This window comes from Massilia sp. Root418, assembly GCF_001425265.1.
Classification (GTDB): Bacteria; Pseudomonadota; Gammaproteobacteria; order Burkholderiales; family Burkholderiaceae_D; genus Rugamonas.
The window spans coordinates 207,019-232,763 of sequence record NZ_LMEC01000024.1; the positions used below are offsets into that span (position 1 = coordinate 207,019).

24 protein-coding genes and 1 other RNA gene are annotated in these 25,745 nt (G+C 66.1%); 17 read left to right on the forward strand and 8 right to left on the reverse strand.

Annotation, left to right across the window (positions count from 1 at the left end; translation table 11 throughout):
- Positions 1-78 precede the first annotated feature (78 nt).
- From ASC94_RS26000 to ASC94_RS26005, 3 genes are all read left to right on the forward strand, one after another.
- Entirely contained in the window at positions 79-1,035 is a 957-nt protein-coding gene (locus tag ASC94_RS26000; RefSeq protein ID WP_056403008.1) for a hypothetical protein, read from the forward strand.
- Between the two features lie 242 nt (positions 1,036-1,277).
- Positions 1,278-1,637: a transfer-messenger RNA gene (gene ssrA, locus ASC94_RS32110) on the forward strand.
- Positions 1,638-2,213: 576 nt separating this feature from the next.
- Positions 2,214-5,663: an EAL domain-containing protein gene (locus ASC94_RS26005; protein WP_056403013.1), complete on the forward strand. Its 3,450-nt coding sequence runs from the start codon at positions 2,214-2,216 to the stop codon at positions 5,661-5,663.
- A gap of 12 nt (positions 5,664-5,675) precedes the next feature.
- Here ASC94_RS26005 and ASC94_RS26010 read toward each other — a convergent pair whose 3' ends face one another.
- On the reverse strand, positions 5,676-6,296 hold the full coding sequence (locus ASC94_RS26010) for a TetR/AcrR family transcriptional regulator (protein ID WP_056403518.1): 621 nt from the start codon (positions 6,294-6,296) through the stop codon (positions 5,676-5,678).
- A 118-nt stretch (positions 6,297-6,414) separates the two neighbouring features.
- Here ASC94_RS26010 and ASC94_RS26015 point away from each other — a divergent pair, with 118 nt between their 5' ends.
- The 13 genes from ASC94_RS26015 (at position 6,415) to ASC94_RS33310 (ending at position 16,927) form a co-directional block, all read left to right on the forward strand.
- A complete protein-coding gene (locus ASC94_RS26015; RefSeq protein ID WP_056403015.1) occupies positions 6,415-7,416 on the forward strand; it encodes a saccharopine dehydrogenase NADP-binding domain-containing protein in 1,002 nt (333 codons plus the stop codon).
- A 25-nt stretch (positions 7,417-7,441) separates the two neighbouring features.
- Positions 7,442-8,197, forward strand: a complete 756-nt coding sequence (locus ASC94_RS26020) for an isocitrate lyase/phosphoenolpyruvate mutase family protein (protein ID WP_056403021.1) — start codon at positions 7,442-7,444, stop codon at positions 8,195-8,197.
- Positions 8,198-8,225: 28 nt separating this feature from the next.
- Positions 8,226-9,464, forward strand: coding sequence for a hypothetical protein (locus ASC94_RS26025; protein WP_056403024.1), 1,239 nt, complete (start codon positions 8,226-8,228; stop codon positions 9,462-9,464).
- 46 nt (positions 9,465-9,510) lie between these two features.
- A complete protein-coding gene (locus ASC94_RS26030; protein ID WP_056403027.1) occupies positions 9,511-10,170 on the forward strand; it encodes a PQQ-binding-like beta-propeller repeat protein in 660 nt (219 codons plus the stop codon).
- A gap of 10 nt (positions 10,171-10,180) precedes the next feature.
- Entirely contained in the window at positions 10,181-10,951 is a 771-nt protein-coding gene (locus ASC94_RS26035; RefSeq protein WP_056403030.1) for a thioredoxin family protein, read from the forward strand.
- Between the two features lie 15 nt (positions 10,952-10,966).
- Complete coding sequence (locus ASC94_RS26040; RefSeq protein ID WP_229417415.1) at positions 10,967-11,662, forward strand: hypothetical protein; 696 nt, start codon at positions 10,967-10,969, stop codon at positions 11,660-11,662.
- Entirely contained in the window at positions 11,577-12,809 is a 1,233-nt protein-coding gene (locus tag ASC94_RS26045) for an MFS transporter (RefSeq protein ID WP_307718854.1), read from the forward strand. The genes ASC94_RS26040 and ASC94_RS26045 overlap by 86 nt, the downstream gene beginning before the upstream one ends.
- 3 nt (positions 12,810-12,812) lie before the next feature.
- Positions 12,813-14,456 (forward strand): glycoside hydrolase family 43 protein, encoded by a 1,644-nt coding sequence (locus tag ASC94_RS26050; protein WP_056403037.1) that lies wholly within the window; start codon positions 12,813-12,815, stop codon positions 14,454-14,456.
- Between the two features lie 64 nt (positions 14,457-14,520).
- Positions 14,521-15,294, forward strand: coding sequence for an exodeoxyribonuclease III (gene xth, locus ASC94_RS26055; protein WP_056403040.1), 774 nt, complete (start codon positions 14,521-14,523; stop codon positions 15,292-15,294).
- 69 nt (positions 15,295-15,363) lie between these two features.
- Complete coding sequence (locus ASC94_RS26060; RefSeq protein ID WP_056403042.1) at positions 15,364-15,663, forward strand: hypothetical protein; 300 nt, start codon at positions 15,364-15,366, stop codon at positions 15,661-15,663.
- Positions 15,664-15,792: 129 nt separating this feature from the next.
- Positions 15,793-16,092 carry an antibiotic biosynthesis monooxygenase gene (locus ASC94_RS26065; protein ID WP_056403044.1) on the forward strand — a complete coding sequence of 100 codons (300 nt, stop codon included), beginning with the start codon at positions 15,793-15,795 and terminating at the stop codon, positions 16,090-16,092.
- 84 nt (positions 16,093-16,176) lie between these two features.
- Positions 16,177-16,479, forward strand: coding sequence for a hypothetical protein (locus ASC94_RS26070; protein WP_056403047.1), 303 nt, complete (start codon positions 16,177-16,179; stop codon positions 16,477-16,479).
- Between the two features lie 250 nt (positions 16,480-16,729).
- On the forward strand, positions 16,730-16,927 hold the full coding sequence (locus ASC94_RS33310) for a helix-turn-helix domain-containing protein (RefSeq protein WP_056403051.1): 198 nt from the start codon (positions 16,730-16,732) through the stop codon (positions 16,925-16,927).
- On the opposite strand, the gene pncB is transcribed toward ASC94_RS33310, so the two are convergent.
- The 3 genes from pncB to ASC94_RS26090 form a co-directional block, all read right to left on the reverse strand.
- Positions 16,924-18,120, reverse strand: coding sequence for a nicotinate phosphoribosyltransferase (gene pncB / locus ASC94_RS26080; RefSeq protein WP_056403519.1), 1,197 nt, complete (start codon positions 18,118-18,120; stop codon positions 16,924-16,926). The genes ASC94_RS33310 and pncB overlap by 4 nt on opposite strands.
- Positions 18,121-18,139: 19 nt before the next feature.
- The gene (locus ASC94_RS26085; protein WP_056403053.1) at positions 18,140-19,021 is read right to left on the reverse strand and encodes a hypothetical protein; all 882 of its coding nucleotides are present in this window, start codon (positions 19,019-19,021) and stop codon (positions 18,140-18,142) included.
- A 145-nt stretch (positions 19,022-19,166) separates the two neighbouring features.
- Positions 19,167-19,781, reverse strand: a complete 615-nt coding sequence (locus tag ASC94_RS26090) for an FMN-dependent NADH-azoreductase (protein ID WP_056403057.1) — start codon at positions 19,779-19,781, stop codon at positions 19,167-19,169.
- Positions 19,782-19,901: 120 nt separating this feature from the next.
- On the opposite strand from ASC94_RS26090, the gene ASC94_RS26095 reads away from it, so the two are divergent.
- The gene (locus ASC94_RS26095) at positions 19,902-20,819 is read left to right on the forward strand and encodes a LysR family transcriptional regulator (protein WP_056403060.1); all 918 of its coding nucleotides are present in this window, start codon (positions 19,902-19,904) and stop codon (positions 20,817-20,819) included.
- A 13-nt stretch (positions 20,820-20,832) separates the two neighbouring features.
- On the opposite strand, the gene ASC94_RS26100 is transcribed toward ASC94_RS26095, so the two are convergent.
- From ASC94_RS26100 to ASC94_RS26115, 4 genes are read right to left on the reverse strand one after another with little or no spacing between them, the layout of a single operon-like run.
- The gene (locus ASC94_RS26100; protein ID WP_056403065.1) at positions 20,833-21,639 is read right to left on the reverse strand and encodes a protein-glutamate O-methyltransferase CheR; all 807 of its coding nucleotides are present in this window, start codon (positions 21,637-21,639) and stop codon (positions 20,833-20,835) included.
- Positions 21,636-22,145, reverse strand: coding sequence for a chemotaxis protein CheW (locus ASC94_RS26105; protein ID WP_056403069.1), 510 nt, complete (start codon positions 22,143-22,145; stop codon positions 21,636-21,638). Before ASC94_RS26105 ends, ASC94_RS26100 begins: the two co-directional genes overlap by 4 nt.
- Before the next feature lie 15 nt (positions 22,146-22,160).
- Positions 22,161-23,840: a methyl-accepting chemotaxis protein gene (locus ASC94_RS26110; RefSeq protein ID WP_082616850.1), complete on the reverse strand. Its 1,680-nt coding sequence runs from the start codon at positions 23,838-23,840 to the stop codon at positions 22,161-22,163.
- Between the two features lie 27 nt (positions 23,841-23,867).
- Positions 23,868-25,667 (reverse strand): chemotaxis protein CheA, encoded by a 1,800-nt coding sequence (locus ASC94_RS26115; protein WP_056403072.1) that lies wholly within the window; start codon positions 25,665-25,667, stop codon positions 23,868-23,870.
- Between the last annotated feature and the right edge of the window lie 78 nt (positions 25,668-25,745).

Sequence of the window (25,745 nt, forward strand, 5' to 3'; positions counted from 1 at the left end):
CACACGACCATTGCCGTACGGAAATTCTGCGCGTAAGATAAACAGGTAACCCAACATAGTGAAAGCCGGAGTACGCACATGACTAGCGATGAACTAATCGCCGACGCCGCTGCGCGCAGCCATACGCCGCAGAGCTGGGATGTGACGGTGTCCGAGTCGAAGTTTTACTGGTACGACCTGCTGACCGACTTCCCGCCCATCCCCGACTTCCGCGACCCGCTGGGGCGCTACCTGCGCCGCATGCAGTTCGCGGTGGAGGCGACCATGGAAAAGCGGCTGATGTACATGCTGGTGAGCCGGCCCAAGCTGCGCTTTGACACGTCGCGCTCGACCAGCTGGGGCTTTTTCGGCCTGAAGCTGACCATCCCCATCCTGGTGGGCGCCGACCAGAAACGCGACGCCGTCACGATCGAGCTCAACACGCCGGAGGACGCCACCTTAAAGAAGCCCACGGTGCAGGTGTTCGAGCGTTTCATCACACTCAACTGGGGCTCGCTGATCGAGACCTACTCCGTGCACGACCTGCTGCAGAACTTCAACACCAAGCACGAGTATCCGACCAAGGTGCACTACGTCGGTCAGACGCGCGATCCGGCCGGGCGCCTGATCAAGGGCCGCATCAGCGGCGTGAACCGCGCCTGCGACAACAGCGGCCCGGACAACGACAACTTCCTGCTGATCCAGCGCATGGACTTCAGCACCGGCGCGCCGCTGGTGGCCGACGACGCGTCCGACGAGCTGCATGACCTGATCCTCAAGGACCAGATGGACCTGCTTGAGTGCATCCTGATCAAGTATTTCGAGAAGGACGACGAGAAGATGCGCGGTCCGCGCGAAGTGCAGGCCCGCGAAGCGCGGGTAGCCAGCCTGTACCAGGCGCACATGCTGCAGCGCCTGCAAGTGGACCTCGCCCTGGAAGCGCCCGACGCGTTCCAGAACCTGTATTCGGACAAGGTGAAAACCTCCGACCGGCACTTGTTCGAAGTCACGTTCAAGGGCAGCGAGCCGCTGTTCCGGGTGCCGGGCAAGGTGTGATTCCCCGCGCGGCGCGTGCCAGCACGCCGCGTCAGCAGCATGACTGACGTCATGAAAAGCAGGAAATTCGACCGAACCCAGCTTCCCCGTGAAACCTGTCCGGGGCGTCCATCGTCCGCGGGTCGTAAGCTACCGCAACAAGCGGCAGTTTTGCTTTCCGGGTTGCCAACTAGATACTGTTCGCGACGGCAGGCAAAGCGTGATGCACGGGGGTGAAGAATGGAGTACAATCACAAGTCTGTGGGGACGACCTGGCTTCGACGTGGGTTGCAAAGCAGAACAGGGCATACCGAGGGCTGGTTACCTCGTAAATACACCCAGAAATCAATAACTGCAAACGATAACTCGTACGCACTGGCAGCTTAATTGCTGTTAGCTCCTCAACGCTTCTTCCCTGGGGCGGGCCGTTAAAAGCTGAGGAGTCATTTACAGGGAATCGCGCTATAACGGGTCACTTGAAGTAGCGCTAAATCTAAGGTGAATCGCTGGTACGTAACGTGCACATCCGTGCCGTACCGGTTAAATTAAATGATAGTGCTAAGTATGTAGAACTGTCTGTAGAGTGCTTGCGGACGCGGGTTCGATTCCCGCCGTCTCCACCACCAAATACAAAAACCACCCCTCGGGGTGGTTTTTTTATTTGGGGTGTTCGACGGGCGGGAATCGAATCCGCGTCCGGCACGGGCACGGGGCTTTTGCGGGAATTCGGCGAGCGTGCTCGCCGCCGCAAAAGCGAATTGCGCTTGCAAGCGCAACCCTCTCCGATTCGCCCATTCCGAAAATCGCATTTGGCGATTTTCCGCGTGCGTCATCTATCCTGCTGGCCGCAGCGATGCCCGTCCAGCCGCTTCTCTAACAAGTCCCCCGCTGTGACAATGTGCGCATTTTTCGCTCCGGCAACATGCTACCCTCTAATCAGGGTCAAACGGCAAACCGCCAAGTCAGCCCGGCCCGGCGCACGCGGAGCGCTTGCCTTCGTTGCCGGGCAGATGAGCGAAGTCACCCTATATTTCCCTCAAGCGCAGGCCGCTTTCGTCGAAGCACACGACGGCCAGCAGTTCATCTGTTCCGCGAAGTTGTAATTGAGCAACAATCGTCCTGCAAGCTGATTATTGGTCTATATTTAATGTCGCACATTGGTATCCCATCGCCGGATCAACCGCCGCATTAAGCCATCCATGCCTAACTACCTCAATCTGATCACAGCCGTGCCGTCCAGCAGCCTGCTGTACGAAGGGCGTTACGACACCTTGCTGGTGATGCTATCGGTGGTGGTGGCCATCTTCGCCTCTTATGCCGCGCTGCTGGTGTCGCAGCACGCGTCCGGCATTGCCAGCGGCGCGCGGCGGCGCAGCTGGCTGCTGGTGGGCGGACTATGCCTGGGCCTGGGCATCTGGGCCATGCATTTCGTCGGCATGCTGGCCTTCACCCTGCCCTGCACCAGCAGCTACGATTACCGCATCACCCTGCTCTCCACGCTGCCCGGCATCCTGGCCAGCACCATGGCCCTGAGCCAGATCAGCCACCGCGACATCACCGGCCGCGAGCTGGCAGCCGGCGGCCTGCTGCTGGGCGCCGGCATCGGCGCTATGCACTACTCCGGCATGGCCGCCATGCGGCTGGACGGCTTTATCCAGTACGACCTGCAACTGTTCCTGCTCTCCATCGTGGTGGCGGTGGCGCTTGCCATGCTGGCGCTGTGGACCAAGTTCCGCCTGATGTCGCTGCGCGCCGGCTGGCGCCAGCATGCGACGCTGATCGGCGCCGGCGTGATGGGCCTGGCGGTGGCCGGCATGCACTACACGGCCATGGCGGCTGCCTACTTCATCCGCGCCGGCGAGAATCCCGCTGCGGAATCAGAAATCGGCGCTAGCTTCCTGGCCACCATCGTGCTGTTCGCCACCAGCCTGATCATTGTGATCACCATCGTGGCCACCTACGTCGGCAAGCACAAGCTGTTTTCCTTCGAACGATCCTACAAGCTGGTGGGCATAGTGACGGCCGGCTGGATCATGGTGGCGTGGCTGAGCGCGAACTATTTTCACGAGCGCACAATGCGCGAACTGGAAACGCAGGAATCGGCCCAGGCCAGAGAGCAAGCGAGCGACGCTGCGGACAATATCACCGCCCATCTGCAGCGGCTGAAAGGCATACCCTTAATGCTCAGCCGCAATGAGGCGGTGCGCAGCGCGCTGCGCCGGCCTGCCCCCGTGCCGCAAGCACTGAACCAGGAACTCAAGCTGACGGCACAAGACCTGGATGCCGACGCCCTGTGGATCGTCGACGCAAACGGCCTGTGCATTGCTTCCAGCAACGCGGACACGGCGGCCACCTTTGTCGGCACCAATTACGCCGACCGCACCTACTTCAAGCAAGCCAGGGCGGGCGGCAACGGCCAGCAGTACGCCATCGGGCGCACCAGCAATGTCGCCGGCCTGTACTACTCCGCCCCCGTTTTCGACGGCACCGCGTTCACCGGCGCGGTGGTGGTCAAGCGCAATGTCTCGCGGCTGGCGGCGTGGACCGGCCCGGCCCGCGCCTTCATCTCCGACGCCAACGGCGTCATCGTGCAGGCGGCCGATACGCGCCTGGAATTCCGCACGCTGCCGCAGGCGGCGGTGCATGCCATGACGCCGCAGCAGCGCCTGTCGCAGTACCGGCGCGAGCGTTTCGACGCCCTGCAGGTAACTTCCTGGGGCGAGGCCCTGTTCCCGGCCGCTGTCCGCATTGGCGACGACCAGGCGCCGGTGCTGATTACTTCCGTGCCTTTGGCCAAGGACGCCATGGCGCTGCATGTGGCGCGCCCGCTGCCGGAGCTGGCCCGCCTGGGCACCGAGCGCCTGTGCCTGTTCCTGCTGATTGCGCTTGCCGGCAGCATGCTGATCGTTGCCGCCTCGGCCATCGTGCTGTACCTGCGCGCCTCGCATAAGGTGGAAGCCGACCTGCGCGTGGCCGCTACCGCGTTCGAGGCCCAGGAAGGCATGGTCATTACCGACGCCGAAGGCACCATCCTGCGCATCAACCGTGCTTTCACCGACATCACCGGCTACACCGATGCGGACGCGGTGGACCGCCAGCTGGACCTGGCCGACCCCGGCCGCCACGACGCGCAGTTCTGCGCCGGAGTCTGGCAAGCCGTGCGCAGCACAGGCGCCTGGCAGGGCGAAATCTGGAACCGGCGCAAGTCCGGCGAATCCTTCCCCGAATGGCTGACCATCACGGCCGTGCGCGACGCCGGCGGCCAGGCCACGCACTATGTGTGCACCTTGACCGACATCACTCGCCGCAAGGCCGATGAAGAGGAAATCCGCAACCTGGCGCTGTACGACTGCCTGACCACCCTGCCCAACCGGCGCTGCCTGATGGAGCGCCTGGAACACGCCATCCGCGGCAGCGAGCGCAGCGGTCAATACGGCGCCCTACTCTTCATCGACCTGGATAATTTCAAGGACCTGAACGACACGCTGGGCCACAACATGGGCGACCTGCTGCTGCAGCAAACGGCGCAGCGCTTCGTATCCAGCGTGCGCTCCAGCGACACCGTGGCGCGCCTGGGCGGCGACGAGTTCATCGTGATGCTGGAAGACCTGGGCACCTGCCAGAGGGAGGCGGTGGCCCACGCACGCGAAACGGGCGAGAAAATCCTGCGCCGCCTGAACGATGCCTACGCCTTGGGCGACCACGATTTCACCTGCAGCGCCAGCATCGGCGTAACCGTGTTCCAGGGCCACGGTCACAGCGTTGCCGTCCTGCTCAAGCAAACCGACCTGGCGATGTATCAGGCCAAGGCTGCAGGCCGCAACGCCATGCGCTTCTTCGAACCCAGCATGCAGGAGGTGGTGACCATACGCGCCACGCTGGACGCGGACCTGCGCCTCGCTTTGCAGCATGGCCAGTTCCGGCTGTACTACCAGCCGCAGGTGGACGCGGCGGAACGCGTCACCGGTGCGGAAGTGCTGCTGCGCTGGCTGCACCCGCAGCGCGGCCTGGTGCATCCGCTGGACTTCATCGCCGCCGCCGAGGAATCCGGCCTGATACTGCCGCTCGGGCGCTGGGTGATGGAAACGGCGTGCGCGCAATTGGCGGCATGGGCGGTCCAGCCGGAGATGGCCCACTTGACGGTGGCTGTGAACGTCAGCCCGCTGCAGTTCCGTCAGCCCGATTTCGTCGAGCAGGTGAACGCGGTGCTCGTTGCCAGCGGCGCCGATCCGCGCCGGCTGAAACTGGAGCTGACCGAAACCATGCTGCTCGACGACGTGGAGCAGGCCATCAGCAAGATGGCGGCCCTGAAGGTGCGGGGCGTAAACTTCGCGCTGGACGATTTCGGCACCGGCTACTCCTCGCTGTCTTATCTGCAGCGCCTGCCCATCAGCCAGCTGAAGATCGACCGCAGCTTCGTGCGCGACATCCTGAACAGCACCGGCGACGCCGCCATTACCCGGACCATCATCAGCCTGGCCCATATCATGGGGCTGGCGGCGGTTGCCGAGGGGGTGGAAACGCCCGAGCAGTTCGCCTTGCTGGCGGAACTGGGCTGCAACGGCTACCAAGGCTACTGGTTCGGCCGCCCGATGCCGGTGCAGGCATTTGAGTCTATTTTGCAGGGGCAGCACGCGCTGTCGGCGTGAGGCTCCACTACCCTAAATTACTTTTGGCCGCGCTGCATTGACCAGTGCATGCACGGCGTTCTGCAGCAGATCCGTTGCCTCATCCGGCGCGAGCAGTTCGGAACTGACTAAGGCGCCGTTGATCAGCACGGCCAGCTGCCCTGCCAGCCTGTCCGCGTTGCCGACACTCATCCTGCGGGTGATGGCGGCCAGCCGCTCACGCATGGCGTGCATGTGGGCGCGGGCCACGAAACGGGCGGGATGGTCGTGCTCCGCGAATTCTGCGGCGACGTTGATCTGCGGGCAGCCGCGATAGTTGGAGCGCGCCAGGCGTTCGCCTATCCAGCCCATGTGCGCGTCGAGCTCGCCTTCCGGATCGTCCGCATGCTTGGCGGCGACCGCGTCCCATACCGCCCAGAAATCGACGTCCTCGCGCTGCAGGAAGGCCACGATCAAGTCATCTTTGGTTGGGAAGTAGCGGTACAGGCTGGTCTTGGCCACGCCTGCCTGTTCGATCACCAGATCAATGCCCACCGCCCGCACTCCCCGCTGATAAAACAGCGAGGATGCTACCGCCAGGATGTGCTGCTGAAGGTCGGTCGAATCGGCCGAACGCCTGCGTCGTGGAGATGTCGCGGTAGTTGAGGTAGCCATGGAAAACTCTTTCGCGGATAAGAAGTTGACATGATACAGACCTTTCTGTAGCATTTGAAGTACAGACAGGTCTGTATCGCATTTCTGAATTCAACCTGCAGTCACTTTGGAGAAAACAATGGCGCATAAAAACTTGGTCGCGGTGTATGGCGCGGCCGGACATACCGGCACTTTCGTGGTCAACGAACTGCGCCGTCGTGGCATCGCGGTGCTTGCCGTGGCGCGGGACATCAGCCGCATCGCCGAGGGCATTCCAGCCGTGGCTGCCGGCATCGACAATCCCGCCGCGCTGGATGCTGCATTCGCCGGCTGCGCCATCGTGATCAATTGCGCCGGCCCTTTCCTTGATACAGCCGCGCCCATCGTGGAGGCCGCACTGCGCGCAAAAGCATCCTACCTCGACGTCACCGCAGAGCAGCCTGCCGCGCGCGCGCTGTTCGATGGCTACCATGAACGGGCGCGCGAAGTGGGCATCGCCATCATCCCGGCAGCCGGCTTTTATGGCGGCCTGGCCGACCTCATGGCAAGCGCCCTGGTGGGCGACGGCCATGCGGACGAGATCACAACCGCCGTGGCACTGGACCACTGGTGGCCGACCGAAGGCACCCGTATCACCGGCGAGCGCAACAAGAGCCCGCGCATGATGGTCGAGCAGGGGCACTTGACGCCGATCGCCCTGCCGGCGCAAGAGATCGACTGGACCTTCGCGCAGCCCTTCAACACCCAGCGCATGGTGGAACTGAGCTTCAGCGAAGTCACCACGATTTCGCACCACATCGCGGTGGACAGCCTGCACAGCTATTTCAGCCTGGGGCCGCTCGAAGAAGTCAGGAGCGCCACCACCCCGGAGCCAGCGGCGGTGGATGCCGATGGGCGCTCTGCTCAGCGCTTCATGATGGAGGTCGTGGCGCGCACCGGCACCGAAACGCGCCGGGCACGCGCCACCGGCCAGGACATCTACGCCATCTCGGCCCCCATCATCGTTGAAGCTGCCGCCCGTATGCTGCAGCCATCGTTCCAGCAGCGCGGCGCGCTATCGCTGGGACAAGCGTTCGAGCCCAAGGCCTTTCTCGACGCCCTCGCCTCTTCGCACCTGGCCATTCAGCTCGCCAGTGAATAATTTCAATCTCAAAAGGAACAGAACAATGCAAACCACACTCGCCCAACGCCTGGCCGCCCTGCACATCAAAGGCAATCCGCTGGTCCTCTACAACGCATGGGATGCCGGCAGCGCCAAGGCCATTGCCGAAGCCGGCGCGCAGGCCATCGCAACAAGCAGCTGGGCCGTGGCTGCCGCGCACGGATACGAGGACGGCGAATCGATCCCGTTCGACCTCGTCGAGAAAATCGTCGGCCGCATTGCGCAGTCAGTATCGGTGCCGGTCACGGTCGACGTGGAAGGCGGGTACAGCGCCGACCCGGAGACTTGCGCCGCCCACGTGGCCCGCCTGATCGACGCCGGCGTGGTTGGCATAAATATCGAAGACCGCGTCATCCATGGCACAGGGCTGCACGACATTGCCACGCAAAGCAAGCGCATCGCCGCCATCCGGCACATGGCGGACGCGCGCGGCGTGCCGCTCTTCATCAACGCGCGCACCGACGTATTCTTCGGCGCGGACATCCGTCCCGAGGAGGCGCTGGCGGATGTCCGCGCACGCGCCAATGCTTACGCCAAGGCCGGGGCATCCGGACTGTTTGTGCCCGGCCTGGTTGACGGGGACATGATCGCGAAGGTTTGCGCCGCAACGCCGCTGCCCGTCAACGTGATGACGATGCCGGGGCTGCCGGCTGCCGCCAGCCTTGCCGCTGCGGGCGTGGCGCGCATCAGCCACGGTCCCGGTTCCTACCTGCACGCCATGGGCGCGATACGGCAGATGGCGGAAAGCGTGCTGCGCTAGACGCCTGCGCGCAGTGTATGCTCTCGGCATGGACTCCCTGATCGCCGCCTCAGCGCGTGCCCTCGCTGCCGGAGACGCGCTCGGCGCGCTCAAACGTGTCGCCCTGCGCGACGATCCGCCCGCGCTGGCCTTGCGCGGCATCGCCATGGCGCAGCTGGGCGAGCACACCCGGGCGCGCGAACTGCTGCGGCTGGCCGCACGCGGCTTCGGCGCACACGAGGAACTGTCACGCGCGCGCTGCGTGGTGGCGGAGGCGGAAGTGGCCATGGCGGTGCGCGACTTCAGCGGCCCGCCGCGCGTGCTGGCGGCGGCGATTGCCACGCTTGAAGCGCACGCCGACCACGCCAACGCCCTACAGGCGCGCCTGGTCGCCGCGCGCAAGCTTCTGCTGCTGGGCCGCCTGGACGATGCGGGCGCCGCATTGGCAAAGCTGGACACGGCAGGGCTGCCGCCTGCGCTGGCGGCCGTGGCGGAGCTGGCCATGGCGGAGCTGGCGCTGCGCTCGCTCAGCATGGAGCCGGCCCGCACGGCGCTGGCGCGCGCTGGCCAGGCGGCCGAACGCGCCCGCGTCCCGGCACTGATGGCCGAAGTGGCCGAAGCACAGGCGGCACTGGAGCGCCCCGCTGCCCGCCGCATCTCCGCAGGCAGCGCACAGTTGCTGCGGCTGGACCAGGTGGCCGCCCTGCTCGCGTCGGACACACTGGTGGTGGATGCCTGCCGACGCGGCATCGGCAGCGGCAGCGGCACCGGCACCAACGCCGGCTGGCAATCCCTGGCGCGCCGCCCCATCCTGTTCTCGCTGGCCCGCGCGCTGGCGGAAGCCTGGCCCGCAGGCGTGGACCGGGAAGCCCTGATTGCCGCCGCTTTCAATATGCATGCCCCCGACGAAACCCACCGCGCACGCCTGCGCGTGGAAATCGGCCGCCTGCGCGCGCTGGTCAAGGGCGTGGCGCGCATCGACGCCACGCCACGCGGCTTCATCCTCCTTCCGCACGGCGAGCGCACGGTGGCCGTGCTGGCACCGCCCATCGACGGCGAACAAGCTTCGCTGCTTGCCCTGCTCTCCGACGGCGCGGCATGGTCCACCTCAGCGCTGGCGCTGGCCCTGGGCGCCAGCCAGCGCACCGTGCAGCGCGCGCTGGCCGAGCTGGAAATGGCCGGGCGCGCGCGTTCGATCGGCAAAGCGCGCACCTGCCGCTGGCTTGCGCCCCCGCTGGCCGGATACACGACAATCTTGTTACTCCCTACCGCGCTGGCAATGGCATAAAGTTCTCTTGCGGCGCCGATCCGTGGCGCGACACAGGAGAACAACAATGACCAGCAAGAACCAGCCAGGCCCCAGCCCCACCCCGGCCGAAATCGTGCGCGAGTATGGCCCCTTCGACGGCGCCAACAGCATCGCCGGCGTCACCCATGACGGCCAGCGCGTGTGGGCCGCCACCGGCAACCGGCTGATCGCCTTCGATCCCGCCAGCGGCGAAACCACCCGCACCCTGGACCGGGCCTGCGACGCGGGCACCGCCTTCGACGGCACCTATCTGTACCAGATCGCCGAGGAGCGCATCGACAAGATCGATCCCGCCACCGGCGAGGTGCTGGCCACCATCCCCGCGCCAGGCCACGGCTTTGACTCCGGCCTGACGTGGGCCGAAGGCAGCCTGTGGGTGGGCCAGTACCGCGACCGCAAAATCCATCAGGTCGACCCGGCCACAGGCGCGGTCATCCGCAGCATCAGCTCCGACCGTTTCGTTACCGGCGTCACCTGGGTGGAAGGCGAGCTGTGGCACGCCACCTGGGAAGGTGACGAGAGTGAACTCCGCCGCATCAACCCGCACAGCGGCGCGGTGCTGGAACGCCTGGCGCTGCCGGCCGGCGTGAACGTCAGCGGCCTCGAATCCGACGGGGCCGATCTTTTCTACGCAGGCGGTGGCGGCAGCGGCAAAGTCCGCGCCGTGCGCCGTCCCAAAAACTAAGGAGCCCATCATGAAAGATATCGTCACCCATCCGGTTGTCAGCAACGAGCAATGGATCAGCGCACGCAAGGCCCTGCTGGCGCGCGAGAAGGATCTCATGCGCCAGCACGACGAAATCGCCCGCGAGCGCCGTGCGCTGCCGTGGCAACGCGTGGAAAAGAACTACGTGTTCGATACACCGCAAGGCCGGCGCACGCTGGCCGACCTGTTCGAAGGCAAGCACCAGTTAATGGTGCAGCACTTCATGTTCACCCCCGGCAAGGAGCAAGGCTGCCGCAGCTGTTCCTACATGGCGGACCATACGGACGGCGCACTGCCCCACCTAGCCCAGCGCGACCTGGCCTTCGTGGCGATTTCGCGCGCACCGGTCGCCGACATCGAACGCTTCCGACAGCGCATGGGCTGGCAGTTCAAGTGGGTGTCGTCCGGCGACAGCGATTTCAACGACGACTTCAGGGTGAGCTTCACGCCGGAAGAAATGGCGCAGGGCGCGGTGGACTACAACTTCACCATGCAGCCCTTCCCGCTCCCGGACGCGCCCGGCATCAGCGTGTTCTATAAGGACGACGACGGCCAGATCTACCGCACCTACTCCACCTACGGGCGCGGCGTGGAAGTGATGATGCACACCTACGCCTTGCTGGACCTGACACCCAAGGGCCGGCAGGAGGAGGGCCCGGCCGACGGCATGTCCTGGGTGCGCCACCACGACCTGTACGAGAAGGCGCCTGCGGCCGTCTCCGCCTCTGCCACCCCCGCCTGCTGCCACGTGCAGGCCTGAGCGGGGGAGCGTGCCATGTCGAGCGTATGGCCATGGGTGGCGGTGGCGGCGGCAGGCGCCCTGCACGGGCTGAATCCTGCCACCGGCTGGCTGTTCGCCGCAGCCCATGGCGTGCGCTCGCGCGACCGCAGGCAAGCACTGGGCGCCCTGCTGCCGATCGCGGCGGGGCACGCCGCATCGGTGGCGCTGGTGGCCGCGGTGGCGATGCTTGGCATGGCGATGGACCGCGCCACGCTGCTGGCGCTGGCGGGCGGGCTGCTGGCCCTGGCGGCATTGGCGCGCTTGGCGGCCGGCCATGCGGCGCTGGCCCTGTGGTCTTGCATGATGTCCACCCTCCACGGTGCCGGGCTGATGCTGGTGCCCGCGCTGGTCCCGCTTTGCCTCAGCGGCGGCCCGGGAAGGGAGATCACGGCATCCGGCTCGCTGGCGCTGGCGCTGGCCGCCGTGTGCGTCCACACCGCAGCCATGCTGGCCATGACGGCCCTGATCGCCTCGCTGTGCTGTTGTAAGTTTGCGCAATCATTCCTGAGCGCCGCGCGCCGGGTTTATGGTATCGTACCATTCCTGTCACATTTATGGTTGCGCAAACATGCCTATCCCGAAGATCAAAGGACTCCGCTGGTGGATGATAAGCTTGATCATGCTGGGCGCGGTCATCAACTACCTGACACGCAGCACCCTGGCCGTCTCGGCGCCGACGCTGCTCACTGACCTGCACATCAGCACCCAGGAATACTCATACATCACGGCGGCGTTCCAAGGCGCCATCATGCTGCAGCCGCTGTGCGGCTACGTGCTGGACGTGATCGGCCTGAAATTCGGCTTCGCCATCTTCGCCACCGCATGGTCCGTCATCTGCATGGCGCACGGCATGGCCACCAGCTGGCAGGCGCTGGCCGCGCTGCGCGGCCTGCTCGGACTGGCCGAAGGCTCGGCCAACCCCGCCGGCATGAAGGCCGTATCCGAATGGTTCCCGGCCAAGGAACGCGGGCTGGCTGGCGGCATCTTCAACATCGGGGCCTCGTTCGGCTCCATGCTGGCGCCGCCGCTGGTGGTGTGGGCGATATTGCACTACAACTGGCAGTCCGCCTTCGTGATCACCGGCGCGCTGGGGCTGGTGTGGGTGGCGGCCTGGCTGCTGCTATACGACGCGCCCGCGCGCCACCGCCGCCTGTCGGCCGAGGAAGCCAAACATATCGCCGACGGGCAGGAGCAGCACCTGCAGGGCGACGGCACGCGGCCTTCCATCGCGAGCATTCTGAAGATGCGCAACTTCTGGGGCATCGCCCTGCCCCGTTTCCTGGCCGATCCCACCTGGGGCACGCTGTCGTTCTGGGTGCCGCTGTACCTGACCACCGTGCGCCATTTCGACCTCATGCAGATCGCCATGTTTGCCTGGCTGCCCTTTCTCGCGGCCGACCTGGGCTGCCTGTTTGGCCCCGTGGTGGTGCTGGCGCTGCAAAAGCGCGGCATACGGCTGATCAACGCACGCCGCAGCGCATTCACGCTCGGCGCGGTCATGATGATGGGCGTGGCCTTCGTCGGCTTCGTGGACAGCCCTTACGCCGCGATTGCCCTGCTGAGCCTGGCCGGCTTCGCGCACCAGACTTTGTCCGTCACCGTCATCACCATGTCGTCGGACCTGTTCCGGCGCAATGAAGTGGCCACCGTGGCGGGCATGTGCGGCACCTTCGGCAACCTGGGGCTGCTGCTGTTCTCGCTGCTGATCGGCGGCCTGATCTCCACTGTCGGCTACACGCCGTTCTTTGTCAGCCTGGCGGTGCTGGATTTGCTGGCGGCCCTGCTGCTGTGGGTGCTGGTGCGCGAGCCCCTGCAGCCTGCCCTCATCACGAAATAAACCATGATACAGAACCCCATCCTCCCCGGCTTCAATCCCGATCCGTCCATCGTCCGGGTGGGCGACGACTACTACATCGCCACCTCCACCTTTGAATGGTATCCGGGCGTGCAGATCCACCACTCGCGCGACCTGGTGAACTGGCACCTGCTCACCCGTCCACTCACGCGCGCCAGCCAGCTCAACATGCTGGGCGCGCCGGATTCCTGCGGCGTGTGGGCGCCCTGCCTGACCTATGCGGATGGCTTGTTCTGGCTGATCTACACCGACGTGAAACGCTACGGCCGCACCTCCACCGGCGCTGCGAGCGGCGGCGCGTCCCTGCGCGACTTCCACAATTATCTCGTCACCAGCCCGGCGATAGAAGGTCCGTGGTCCGACCCGGTCTACCTCAACAGCAGCGGCTTCGATCCCTCGCTGTTCCACGACGAAGACGGCCGCAAATACCTGCTGAACCAGCTGTGGGATCACCGTCCCGGCAGCAACCGCTTCGCCGGCATCGTGATGCAGGAATACTCGGTGCAGGAAGGCCGCCTGGTCGGCCGGCGCGAGAACATTTTCCAGGGCACGCCGCACGGGCTCACCGAAGGCCCCCACATCTACCAGCGCGGAGGCTACTACTACCTGCTGACCGCCGAAGGCGGCACGGGCTGGAACCATGGCGTGACGATGGCGCGCTCGCGCAATCTGCACGGGCCCTACGAGCTGCATCCCGACCAGACCATCCTCAGCGCGCGCCACCGTCCGGACGCCGCGCTCCAGCGCGCCGGCCACGGCGACCTGGTGGAAACCCAGGACGGCCGGACCTATATGGTGTACCTGTGCGGCCGCCCGCTGCGCAACCGCGGCACTTGCACGCTGGGGCGCGAGACTGCTATCCAGCCCATGGTGTGGGGCGAGGACGGCTGGTTGCGCACCCTGGACGGGCAGGCAACGCCCCAGCTGCAAGCCGCCGCGCCCGGCCTGCCGGAGCACCGCTTCCCCATCGCCCCCGCGCGCGAAGAGTTCGACGCGCCCGAGCTGCCGCTGGCATTCCAGTGGCTGCGCACGCCGTGGCCGGAAGAGCTGTTCAGCCTGACTGCAAGGCCGGGCCATGTGCGCCTGTACGGCCGCGAAACCATGGGCAGCCAGTTCCGCCAGGCGCTGGTGGCGCGCCGCCAGCAATCGCACTGCTACAGTGCGGCCACCGTGGTGGAGTTCGAGCCCGAGCATTATCAGCAGCAGGCCGGCCTGGCCTGCTACTACGGCGGCGCCAAGTTCCACTACCTGTACATCACGCACGACGAGACCGTAGGCAAGCACCTGCGCGTGATGAGCAGCCTGCCCAACCACGTGCAGACCGATGCCTTCACCGCGCCGATCCCGCTGCCGACTGGCGTGCCGGTGCAGCTGCGCGTGGAAGTGGACGAAGAGCGCCTGCTGTTCGGCTACAGAGTGGGCAGTGACGGCGGCGACTGGCAATGGCTGCCGCAGCAATTCGACGCCAGCATCCTGTCCGACGAAGCCAACGCGCCTGGCCAGCCCAACTTCACCGGTACCTTTGTCGGCATGGCCTGCCAGGACATGGCCGGCAGCGGCGTGCACGCGGACTTCGACTATTTCGACTACCGCGAACGGCCGTACTGTACCGATCCGAAGCAACAGTGAAAGCGTGCGGCAGAACTGGCCGCTTGCGGTCACAATAGGCCATCCTTATGACCACGGAGGCGCCATGCGCATCGCCACGTTCAACGTCAACGGCATCACCAGCCGCCTGCCTGCCCTGCTGCAATGGCTGGCTGAAACCAGGCCCGACGTCGCCTGCCTGCAGGAGCTGAAAGCGCCGCAGGAGAAGTTTCCCGAGGCGGCACTGAACCAGGCCGGCTACCAGTGCATCTGGCACGGCCAGAAGAGCTGGAACGGCGTGGCGATCCTGGCACGCGGCAAGGCGCCGCTGGAAGTGGGGCGCGGCTTGGCGGGCGACCCGGAAGACGAGCAAAGCCGCTACATCGAGGCGGTGGTGGACGGCGTGGTGATCGCCTGCCTTTACCTGCCCAACGGCAACCCCGCGCCCGGCCCCAAGTTCGACTACAAGCTGAAATGGTTCGATCGCCTGATCGTGCGCGCCGCCGAGCTGCTCGATACCGGCGCCCCGGTGGTGCTGGCGGGCGACTTCAACGTCATGCCCACCGAGCTGGACGTGTACAAGCCCGAGCGCTGGGTGGACGACGCGTTGTTCCGCCCGGAAACACGCGCCGCCTTCCACCGGCTGCTGGAGCAAGGCTGGTGCGACGCGCTGCGCACCATGCATCCGGGCGAGCGCATCTATACCTTCTGGGACTATTTCCGCAACGCCTACGGGCGCGACGCCGGCCTGCGCATCGACCACTTGCTGCTCAGCCCGGCGCTGGCCGGCAAGCTGAAAGCGGCCAACGTGGATCGCGACGTGCGCGGCAGGGAAAAACCCAGCGACCACGCGCCGACGTGGGTGGAGCTGGACATCTAGCTTTAGCTGGACATCGCCGGTGCGAGTCCTATACTCCTCATACCCCCGCATAACCAGAAGGAGACCATCATGGACGCATACGAACCGCGGCGCCGCAAATTCGAGCAGCAGACCCACTCGGGCACCAGCAGCGCCGGCAGCATGGGAGCCGGCGGCACCGGCGGGTCCAGCCAAACCGGTCAGCCCGGCATCCGCGACGCAGCCGTACCCGGCAACAGCCAATCGGCCGGCCGCACAGACGATCTGCTGTCCGGCGGCTGCACCGACGACCAGCGCGCCGAAGGCTTCCAGCGCGACTGCAACGCCGACGCCCTGCGCCAGGGCCTGGAAAAGCCCACGCCTCCGCGCAGCGGCGGAAACAGGCAATAGGCCGAAACAGGCAAACAACGGAAACAGGCAATAAACGGGCCCGGCAGATAGTGGATATCACGGCGGTACGCGTGCATGGTTTTGTGCTTTCGGGCAAAATGGTTGGATTGCCAACGAGAGGACCTGACCATGATTTACGAAGTCGCCGAAATCCAGATCAAACCCGACACCAACGCCGCCTTTGAAGCCGCCGTCAAAGAGGCGGTGCCGCTGTTCAAGCGCGCCAAGGGTTGCGAGGCGATGCGCCTGGAGCGCATCATCGAGCGCCCGGACACCTATCACCTGGTGATCAACTGGGCCACGCTGGAGAACCATACTGTCGACTTCCGCGGTAGCGAGGACTTCCAGGCCTGGCGTGCCCTGGTGGGCGGCTTCTTCGCCCAGCCGCCGAAGGTTGAGCACACCGAAACCGTGGTCACCGGCTTCTAGGCCGCGCCTGCCGAAGGCGGCGACGCCGCGCGCCGCTTTCGCACACAATAAGCCATCACGCATCGTTTCAAGGAGCACGCCGTCATGGCCAATACCATCCACCGCAACTTCATGTCGCAAGACGACGCCGAGGCCGCCCGCAGCGCCCTGCTCGCCGCCGGTTTCCCGGCCACCGCCCTAAACCTGGCGCCGCACCGCTCGCTGGCGCAAAGCACCACCGTCACGGCCGTTGAAAACATCTTCAACTCCCTCACGCCCGACGACGCCGACCGCACCGACGAGCCGCGCCCGCGCCCCGTGGCCCTGCTCAGCGTGGACGTGCTGGACGACGAGCAGCGCGAGCAGGCCGACGCCATCCTGCGCCGCCACAACGCGATCGACGCTTAACGGCACCTGCCCGTCAACCTGTCCGCCGCGGTGATGGGACTGTCCGGCCTGGTCCTGGCCTGGCGGCTCGCGGTCAACACCTTGGGCGCCGACATCGCCATCGCGAACGGCAACGGCATGCTGGCCGTGCTGGTCTTCCTCGTCGTCGGCGCGGGCTACCTGGTCAAGGCGGTGCGCCACCCGGACGCGGTGCTGGCCAGCCTGGCCGAGCCGCTCACGGTGGACGACATGGCCGCGCGTGCCGGCCGGCATGCCGCCGGCCGACCTCGTGGAAGGCGCCCGCATCGACGCCGCGCGGCGCCTACTGGAGGACACCACCAATCCGCTCAAGCGGGTGGCCGCGAGGAGCGGCTTCGGCAATCCGAACGGCCTGCGGCGCGCCTTCCAGCGCCGCCTGGGCGTGACGCCCGGCGACTACCGCACGCGCTTCCAGAAAGCCGCGAGCTAGGAAGACGATGCCGGGTGGTGGAATACTTGGCGCAGGTAAGCGAGGAAGGTCTCGTCCTTGCACATGGTCTTGCCCGGCGAATCGGACAGCTTGGCCACCGACTGGCCGTTGCAGCGCACCAGCTTCATGACGATGTTCAGCGGCGTCAGGCCGACGTCGTTGGTGAGGTTGGTGCCGATGCCGAAGCCGGTCATGATGCGGCCCGCGAAATGGCGGTACAGGCTGAAGGCGGTCGGCAGGTCCAGGCCGTCCGAGAACACCAGGCGCTTGGTGTTGGCGTCGATGCGCAGCGCGGCGTAGTGCGCCAGGGCCTTCTCGCCCCACAGCACCGGATCGCCCGAGTCATGCCGCAAGCCGTCGAACAGCTTGGCGAAGTACAGGTCGAAATCGTCCAGGAAGGCGTCCATGCCCACCACGTCGGTCAGCGCCACGCCCAGGTCGCCCCGGTATTCCTGCACCCAGTCCTCCAGCGCAGCCTTCTGGAAGTCGCGCAGGCGCACGCCGAAAGCCTGGAAGGACTGCATGTACTCGTGCGCCATGGTCCCGATGGGCACCATGCCGAGGCGCTTGGCCAGGTAGACGTTGGAACTGCCCTTGAAGTACTGCGGCACCTCGGCCGCCAGGCGCAGCACCACCTCGTCGTGCCAGGCGGCGGAGAAGCGGCGGCGCAGGCCGAAATCGGAAAACTCGAAGGGATGGCGGAGGCCGGGCTGCAGGCCGAAGGCCTTGAGCGATGCGATCTTGTCGATCAGGCGCTCGCGCCCCTCGGCCAGCGCGGCCTCCTGGTCGAAGCGGCGGAAATACAGTTCGTTGACGATGTAGAGCACGAAGATCTCGAAGCCCATCACGTGCACCTGGGGCCCGGCCGCGGTGATGGCCAGCGAGTCGCCCTTCACTTCCACGCGGATGAACTTGCGCTGGAAGCGGAACACCGCCAGGAAGTCCACGAAGTCGGCCTTCATGTAGCGCAGCGAGCGCAGGTAATCGAGCTCGTCGTCGGCGAAGGACATGGCGCACAGGTGGTCCAGCTGCGCGTTCACTTCATCGGCCAGTTCGGCCAGCGGGAACACGGTGCTGTTCCGGCACAGGAACTCGTACTCGGCGTGCGCGCCGGGATGGCCGTGCAACAGCGCCTGCCACATGCTGAATTTATACAGATCGGTTTCAAGCAGGCTGCGTACCACGGGGATCATCAATTCGTTCTCCTGTTCTTCAACGGCCGGCATTGACCAGCAACTCCTGCAGCACATCGCCCGACTGGGCCAGGCGCACGCCGCTCTCTTCCATCTCTTCCAGGAAGTCCTGGTACTGGTCGCAGAAACCGGCCACGGGGCTCATGCAGTCGGTGATCAGCACCAGGCGGCGCAAGCCGTCCTCGCCGAAGCGCGCCGAGAACTGCGCGGCGATGTGCTCGGTGGTGGCCTTCACGCAGTGGCTGCCCGCCTCGCCGGCAATGTAGACCAGCTCCGCCTCGGCCAGGTGGTCGATCAGGGCGCGGTTCAGCTGCGTGTCGGGGTCCGCATCGTCCGGCACCTCGGCCATCACGGCCGAATAATGCTCGGTCCATGGATTGGACCCCTTGGCGATCTTGGTGACGGTGCCCAGCGCGGCGTCTTCCCAGCGGTTGTAGGCCGAGCGCACGTCCTCGTGCACATTGTGGCCCCAGGAGCCGATCTCGCAATGCACGGGCCAGACCATGAGGCGGTAGCGGTCGGCCTGCTCCAGCGCGTCGAGGTAAGCCAATGCACGCGGCAAGGCGGCGGCGTCGCGCGGCAGGTATTTTTTCGCGCGCACGTCGGCGGCGGTGATCTGGGTAAACGGCTCGGGCGCGGCGCCTTCGGCGGTCAGCCAGAAAGTGGGATGCGCGATATCGTAGCGGTGGTGGGAATCGAGGGTGACGCTGATGGCCGTCAGGCCGTGCCGGCCGCGGTTGATCAGGCCAGCCAGGCGCAGCATATCCTGATGCGCCCCCGGCACCGGCAGCGCGGGCGCATGCAAGCCCTTGGTAGCGGGATTCTCAGGCAGGTAAGCCGTAGGCAGATCGCAAAAATCGTTTTGCGGATCGATGACAAGCAGATGCAGTTTGCGTTTCATGGGCAGGCTCCGTGGCACGATGGTCCCATGATACCTGCTGTCAAGAATTCCTACCTAACGTAAGGAATTCCTACAAACGACCTGAGCCGCATTTCCCCTACTTCGGGGTCTGACCCCGAAGTGCGGAAAATGCGGCTCAGCTCGCTTAGGCGGCGACCAGCTGGTCGATCGACTGGCGGCTCTTGGCCAGGGTGTCGGCCACGGCTTGCTCGCCCAGCGCCACGCCTTCGGCTTGCACGAAGGTGATGTCGGTCAGGCCCAGGAAGCCGAGCACCGCACGCAGGTAGGTGCTCAGGTGGTCGTAGGCGGCGCCGGGACCTTCGCTGTACACGCCGCCGGTGGCGGTGAAGACGTAGACTTTCTTGCCGGTGAGCTGGCCGACCGGGCCGGTTTCGGTGTACTTGAAAGTGACGCCGGCGCGGGCGATATGGTCGATCCAGGCTTTCAGCGTGGAGCTGACCGAGAAGTTGTACATCGGCGCGCCGATCACGATCACGTCGGCCGCCTGCACTTCGGCCACCAGGGTGTCGGAGGTCTTCACGGTGTAGGCCTGGTCGGCGTTGCGCGCTTCGGCCGGGGTGAAGAAGGCGCCCATCATCTGCTCGGTCAGGTGCGGCACGGGATTGGCGGCCAGGTCGCGCTCGACGATGGTGTCGGCCGGGTTGGCGGCTTTCCACTTGGCGATGAATTCAGCCGACAGCTGGCGCGACAGGGAACCGGAATTACGCACGCTGCTGTTGATATAAAGTACGTTTGCCATGATGATGCTCCTTCAGTATTGGAACGAGTGGGACCCGGTTGGGATTGCATGCATCATAGAACGGGTTTAGTATCGATGGAATACAGTAATTTTCTATCGATAGCATCGATTTTTTAGATCATGAGAGATCCCGGCCTGCCCTCCCTCGACCAGCTGCGCGTCTTCATCGCCGTCATCGACCATGGCGGCTTCGCGCACGCGGCGCGCGCGCTGCACCGCACGCAGTCCGTCATCAGCTATACCATCGCCAACCTGGAGGAGCAGCTCAACATCGCGCTGCTGGACCGCAGCAAGCGCAAGCCCACGCTTACCGAGGCCGGCACCGCCCTGCTGGCGGACGCGCGCGCGGTGTCGATGAAGGTGGACAGCATGCGCTCGCGCGCCAAGGCGCTGTCGGCCGGGCTGGAGGCGGAGGTGTCGCTGGTGGTGGACGTGATGTTTCCCACCTGCCTGCTGGTGCGCATCCTGAACGACTTCCAGCAGCAGTACCCCACCGTGGCGATGCGCCTGCGCACCGAGGCGCTGGGCGCGGTAACGCAGCTGGTGCTGGAGCGGGTCTGCCACATCGGCATCTGCGGCGGCGTGCTGGCGACGCCGGACGCGATCGAGCGCCGCGCGGCGGGCGAAGTGACCATGATGCCGGTGTGCTCGCCGGACCATCCGCTGGCCAGGATCCAGGGCAAGATCCCGGTGTCCGCGCTGCGCGACCACATGCAACTGGTGCTCACGGACCGCAGCGCGCTCACCGCCGGCAAGGATTTCGGCGTGCTCGGGCTGCGCAACTGGCGCCTGGGCGACCTGGCGTCCAAGCACGCGCTGCTGCGCGGCGGCCTGGGCTGGGGCAGCATGCCGCATGCGATGATTTTCGACGACCTGGCCAACGGCCGCCTGGTGCAGCTCGATATCGCCGACGGCAAGGCCTTCCAGTACCCGCTGTTCCTGATCCACCGCGGCGACGAGGAACCCGGCCCCGCCGGCCGCTGGCTGATGCAGCAGTTCCTGGACCTGGACCACCAGCTGCCGCACGGCGCCTACTGACGCCGCGCCCGGCTCAGGGCTTGCGGTAGACCGACGGCGACACCATCTCCACGTCGTCGCTGACGTCGTTCAGGCTTTCCGAGTGGCCGATGAACAGGTAGCCGCCGGGCTTGAGCTGCTGCGCCACGCGCGCCACCACCTGGCGCTTGGTCTCGGCGCTGAAGTAGATCATCACGTTGCGCAGGAAAATCACGTCGAAGCTGCCCAGCTGCGGCAACGCCGTGTTCAAATTCACTTCAGTGAACTGCACGCGCTTGCGCAGCGGGCGCTGCACCAGCAGCGTGCCTGCGTACTGGTCCAGCCCCTTGAGGCAGAAGCGCTGCAGGTAGCTGGGCGGGATATTGCCGGTACGTTCCATCGGGTAGTGACCGAAGCGGGCCTTGTGCAGCACGCGGCTGCTGATGTCGGAGGCGGTGATCTCCCAAGGCCGCTCTTCCAGCACGTCGGCCAGCACCATGGCAATGCTGTACGGCTCTTCGCCGGTGGAGCAGGCCGCGCTCCACACGCGCATGCCCTGGCCACGCGCGCGCGCTTCCTGCGCCACGCTGCGCAACAGCTCGAAGTGCTTATTCTCGCGGAAGAAGTAGGTTTCGTTGGTGGTCAGCAGGTCCACGGCGATCCGGGTTTCGCCGGGTTCCCGGCCGCTGCAGAGCAGTTCGAAATACGCGCCGAAGGACTGCACGCGGTGGTGCTGCAGCCGCTTCGACAGGCGGCCGCTGACCAGGGCCTTCTTGGTTGGCGCCATCGTGATGCCGGCCGCCTCGAAGATGAAGCGCTGGAACTGGGCGAACTCGCGGTCGCTGATGGCGGCCGGCGTCATTCGGCCACCAGCTCGCGTTCGCGCGATGCGGCCAGTGCGCTGATTTCGTCCACCGACAGCACGTGCGCGGCGTCGAGCAGGATCACGAACTTGCCGTTGACCTTGCCCATGCCGGCGATGAAGTCGCTGCGGATGCGGGCACCAAAGGAAGGCGCCGGTTCGATGTCGGCATGGGCGATCTCCAGCACGGCGTTGACGGCGTCCACCATGGCGCCGATCACCTGCTGTTCGCCGCCCTGCTCCACCTCCACAATGATGATGCAGGTGCGCTTGGTGATGGCGCTGGCCATGCGGCCCAGGCGCGCCGACAGGTCCATCACCGGCACCACGGCGCCGCGCAGGTTGATGACGCCGCGTATCGCTTCCGGCATCATCGGCACCGGCGTCAGGCCCGCGTATTCGATGATCTCCTTCACCGCGAGAATGCCGACCGCGTAGAGCTCGCCGCCCAGCATGAAGGTCAGGTACTGACCCGGCTCGGCCGATGCGTGTGCCAGTGCGTTCATAAGCTGGCCTCCCGCTCAGAACTTGGTGAAGAACGCTTCATCCGGCTCGCCGTCCGGGAAGTGCGCAGTGCCGGCATGAGCGCCTGCGGGCGCGGCCAGCTTGCGGCCGGCGCCGCCGCTATTGCCGCCGTTGCGCGCGCCGGGCTTGCGCAGCGGCTGCACGCCGGCGCGCTGCTGCACCGGCGCCGCGCCGGCCACGCGGAAGAAGGCGATGGCGGCCTGCAGTTCCTCGGCCTGGCTGCTCATCTCTTCGGCGGTGGAGGCCAACTCTTCGGAGCCGGCCGCGTTCTGCTGCGTGGTGCTGGAGAGCTGGCCGACGGCTGCGTTGATCTGGCCCACGCCGGAGGATTGCTCTTCGGACGCCGCCGTGATTTCCTGCACCAGGTCGGAGGTCTTGCGGATGTTGGGGACCATGGAGTTGAGCAGCTCGCCAGCGCGCTCGGCCAGGCTCACGCTGCTGGCCGCCACTTCGCCGATTTCCTGCGCGGCCACCTGCGAGCGTTCGGCCAGCTTGCGCACTTCGGCCGCCACCACGGCAAAGCCTTTGCCGTGTTCGCCGGCACGCGCCGCTTCGATGGCTGCGTTCAGCGCCAGCAGGTTGGTCTGGTAGGCGATGTCGTCGATGATGACAATCTTGTTGGCGATCTGCTTCATCGCCGCCACGGTTTCCTTCACCGCCGCGCCGCCTTCGGTGGCTTCGATCGCGGCCTTGCTGGCCATGGCGTCCGTTACCTTGGCGTTCTCCGTGTTCTGGGCGATGGAGGCGGTCATCTGCTCTACCGAGGCGCTGGTCTGCTCCACGCCGGCGGCCTGCTCGCTGGCGGCCTGCGACAGCGACTGCGCGGTCGCGCTCACCTCTTCCGAGGCGCCCGCCAGCACCTGGGCGCCGTTGGTGACTTCGGCCACCACTTGCGACAGCTTGTCCACCATCTGCTTCATGGAATACAGCAGGCTGCTGCGGTCGCCTTCGCGGATGCGGATCTCCATCGCCAGGTTGCCGCTGGCGACCTCGCCGACGATCTGCGCCGCGTAATCGGGCTCGCCGCCGAGCTGGCGCAGCAGGCTGCGGATCAGCGCCCAGGACAGCAGCACGCCGATCAGCAGGCCGCCGCCGATCAGGCCTGCGTTCAGGCGCGTGGTGGCGTCGAATTGCTTCACCGCGTCTTCGTACTCCTGCCTGGCCACGTCTTCCTGCAGGGTGCGCAGCTTGGTGAGCAGTTCCAGCGGCAGGTAGAAGTCTTTTTCGATCGCGCGCATGGCTTCGGCGGCCCCCTTGTAGTCGCCGGCCTTGGCCAGCGCCATGGCGGCCTGGCGCTTGTCGTTGTAGGCGTTCCAGCCGGGCGTGAACTCGTCGACCAGCTTTTTCTCATCGGCCGTCAGCACCGTGCCCAGATAGTCGGCCAGGTTCTTCTTCAGGGCGGCATCGTTCTTCTCGGCCTGCGCCAGCGCGCTGTCGACCTCGGCGGGGCTGTTGGCCAGCGACGCCTGCACGCTGCGGTGGCGCATGCGCAGCATGGCGTCGCCGATCTTGGCCAGCTGGCCCAGGGCAATGGTGCGGTCCTCGTACACGGTCTTGAGCTTGTCGTTGCTGAAGCTCATGCCGCGCATGCCAGCGTAGCCCACCGCCATGACGATGATGGACAGCAGCGCGACCAGGATGCCGAGGCGGGTGCCTACCTTAAGTTTATTGAACATGCTTACCTCCAAAGAAGACCAAAATAATTATGCCGCTTGCTGCTGGGGGGGACTGGGCGCCGACTGCTGCAGCAGGGCCGCCACGTCCAGGATCAGCGCAACTTCGCCGCTGCCCAGGATGGTGGAACCGCTGATGCAGCGCACCGCGCTGAATACGGGGCTGAGCGGCTTGATTACGGTCTGGAATTCACCCAGCAGGGAATCGACCACCAGGCCGGCGCGCTGGCCGGCGTGCTTGAGCACCACGATGGATTCGCGCAGCCCGGCCTGCCCCTGCACGCCGAACAGTTCGCGCAGGCGCACAAAAGGCAGCACCCGGCCGCGCAAGTTGGTGCAGTCCTGTCGGGGATCGGCTGCGAATTCGATGCACTCTTCGATCGCGTCGAGCGGAATCACGTAGGTGGACTTGCCCAGGCCGACCAGGAAGCCGTCGATGATGGCCAGCGTCAGCGGCAGGCGCACCGTGACGGTGGTGCCGCGCCCTTCCGCGCTGTCGATGCCCACGCTGCCGCGCAGCGCGTTGATGTTGCGCTTGACCACGTCCATGCCCACGCCGCGTCCGGACAGGCTGGTGACCTGTTCGGCGGTGGAGAAACCGGGTTCGAAAATGAGCGCGTAGATGTCGCCGTCGCTCAGCTTGCGGTCCGCTTCGACCAGTCCGCGCTCGACGGCCTTGGCGAAGATGCGTTCCTTCTTCAAGCCGCCGCCATCGTCGCTCACTTCGATGACGATGCTGCCGGAGTCGTGATAGGCATTCAGGCTGACGGTGCCGCGTTCCGGCTTGCCCGCCGCGCGGCGCCGGCCGGCCGGCTCGATGCCGTGGTCGATGGCGTTGCGCACCAGGTGCATGAGCGGATCGCCGATCTTTTCCACCACGGTCTTGTCCAGTTCCGCGTCCTCGCCGTTGACCAGCAGGCCGATGTCCTTGCCCAGCTCGCGCGACACGTCGTGCACCACGCGCTGGAAGCGGTTGAAGGTGGCGCCGATTTTCACCATGCGCAGCTGCAGCGCGCTGTCGCGCACTTCTTCCACCAGCGTGGACAGGCGCGAGGTGCTTTCCTGCAGTTCGGCGTTTTGCACGCGCCGCGCGATCAGGCCGGCCGAGGCGCCTGCGATGATCAGTTCTCCTACCAGGTTGATCAGGTGGTCCAGCTTGTCCGCATCCACCCGCACGGTGCGCGCCTCGGCGGGCTTCGCCGGGCCCTGGCCCTGGCACGGGAGCAGATCCCGGCCCGGGTCCGCTGGCGGCGGCACCGCGGCCTGGAGCGCCGCCGGGGCCAGCACCGCCTGGCTCGCCGGCGCGCCGCCGGGCGGATCGATGCGCAGCGAAAGGTGCCACTGCGCGCTGGCGACGGCAGCGGGAGCCGCGTCGACGCCGCCGCCGGCGCCGTCTCCGTTGCGCGGGCCCGCGTGCGCCGCGCCGCCGTCCAGGTAGGCGGACAGCTGCTGCAGCAAGGGCGCGCCACGCTGCCGGGTGGCGGCGTCGCCGGCGGTCTGCCCGGCTTCCAGCGCATCGGTCATGCCGCCGATATGGTCGCAGCAGGATAGCAGCAGGCTCACCAGCCCACCGTCCGTTGCCACCGCGCCGGCGCGCACTTCATCCAGCACGCTTTCCAGCACATGGGTGAAGGCGACGATGTGGTCCAGGCTGAACAGCCCCGCCGATCCCTTGATGGTGTGCGCCGCGCGGAAAATGGCGTTCACCGCTTCGGGCTGGCCGCCTGCGGCGGGCCCTTGCCGGTCCAGCGACAGCAGGGCGTTCTCCATGTCGTCCAGCAGCTCGCGGCTCTCGGCAATGAAGGTTTGCCGCGCTTCGTCAAGGTTCATGTCCCGCCTCCCGCGCCGCCGCAGGCCGCTACCGGCCCGGCAGCGCGGCGCATCGGCAGCGCGCCTTCGGCAGACGGC

Coding starts and splice junctions, on each gene's coding strand:
- ASC94_RS26000 (WP_056403008.1), top strand. CDS start 79: ATGACTAGCGATGAACTAATCGCCGACGCCGCTGCGCGCAGCCATACG.
- ASC94_RS26005 (WP_056403013.1), top strand. CDS start 2,214: ATGCCTAACTACCTCAATCTGATCACAGCCGTGCCGTCCAGCAGCCTG.
- ASC94_RS26010 (WP_056403518.1), bottom strand. CDS start 6,296: ATGGCTACCTCAACTACCGCGACATCTCCACGACGCAGGCGTTCGGCC.
- ASC94_RS26015 (WP_056403015.1), top strand. CDS start 6,415: ATGGCGCATAAAAACTTGGTCGCGGTGTATGGCGCGGCCGGACATACC.
- ASC94_RS26020 (WP_056403021.1), top strand. CDS start 7,442: ATGCAAACCACACTCGCCCAACGCCTGGCCGCCCTGCACATCAAAGGC.
- ASC94_RS26025 (WP_056403024.1), top strand. CDS start 8,226: ATGGACTCCCTGATCGCCGCCTCAGCGCGTGCCCTCGCTGCCGGAGAC.
- ASC94_RS26030 (WP_056403027.1), top strand. CDS start 9,511: ATGACCAGCAAGAACCAGCCAGGCCCCAGCCCCACCCCGGCCGAAATC.
- ASC94_RS26035 (WP_056403030.1), top strand. CDS start 10,181: ATGAAAGATATCGTCACCCATCCGGTTGTCAGCAACGAGCAATGGATC.
- ASC94_RS26040 (WP_229417415.1), top strand. CDS start 10,967: ATGTCGAGCGTATGGCCATGGGTGGCGGTGGCGGCGGCAGGCGCCCTG.
- ASC94_RS26045 (WP_307718854.1), top strand. CDS start 11,577: ATGATAAGCTTGATCATGCTGGGCGCGGTCATCAACTACCTGACACGC.
- ASC94_RS26050 (WP_056403037.1), top strand. CDS start 12,813: ATGATACAGAACCCCATCCTCCCCGGCTTCAATCCCGATCCGTCCATC.
- xth (WP_056403040.1), top strand. CDS start 14,521: ATGCGCATCGCCACGTTCAACGTCAACGGCATCACCAGCCGCCTGCCT.
- ASC94_RS26060 (WP_056403042.1), top strand. CDS start 15,364: ATGGACGCATACGAACCGCGGCGCCGCAAATTCGAGCAGCAGACCCAC.
- ASC94_RS26065 (WP_056403044.1), top strand. CDS start 15,793: ATGATTTACGAAGTCGCCGAAATCCAGATCAAACCCGACACCAACGCC.
- ASC94_RS26070 (WP_056403047.1), top strand. CDS start 16,177: ATGGCCAATACCATCCACCGCAACTTCATGTCGCAAGACGACGCCGAG.
- ASC94_RS33310 (WP_056403051.1), top strand. CDS start 16,730: ATGCCGCCGGCCGACCTCGTGGAAGGCGCCCGCATCGACGCCGCGCGG.
- pncB (WP_056403519.1), bottom strand. CDS start 18,120: ATGATCCCCGTGGTACGCAGCCTGCTTGAAACCGATCTGTATAAATTC.
- ASC94_RS26085 (WP_056403053.1), bottom strand. CDS start 19,021: ATGAAACGCAAACTGCATCTGCTTGTCATCGATCCGCAAAACGATTTT.
- ASC94_RS26090 (WP_056403057.1), bottom strand. CDS start 19,781: ATGGCAAACGTACTTTATATCAACAGCAGCGTGCGTAATTCCGGTTCC.
- ASC94_RS26095 (WP_056403060.1), top strand. CDS start 19,902: ATGAGAGATCCCGGCCTGCCCTCCCTCGACCAGCTGCGCGTCTTCATC.
- ASC94_RS26100 (WP_056403065.1), bottom strand. CDS start 21,639: ATGACGCCGGCCGCCATCAGCGACCGCGAGTTCGCCCAGTTCCAGCGC.
- ASC94_RS26105 (WP_056403069.1), bottom strand. CDS start 22,145: ATGAACGCACTGGCACACGCATCGGCCGAGCCGGGTCAGTACCTGACC.
- ASC94_RS26110 (WP_082616850.1), bottom strand. CDS start 23,840: ATGTTCAATAAACTTAAGGTAGGCACCCGCCTCGGCATCCTGGTCGCG.
- ASC94_RS26115 (WP_056403072.1), bottom strand. CDS start 25,667: ATGAACCTTGACGAAGCGCGGCAAACCTTCATTGCCGAGAGCCGCGAG.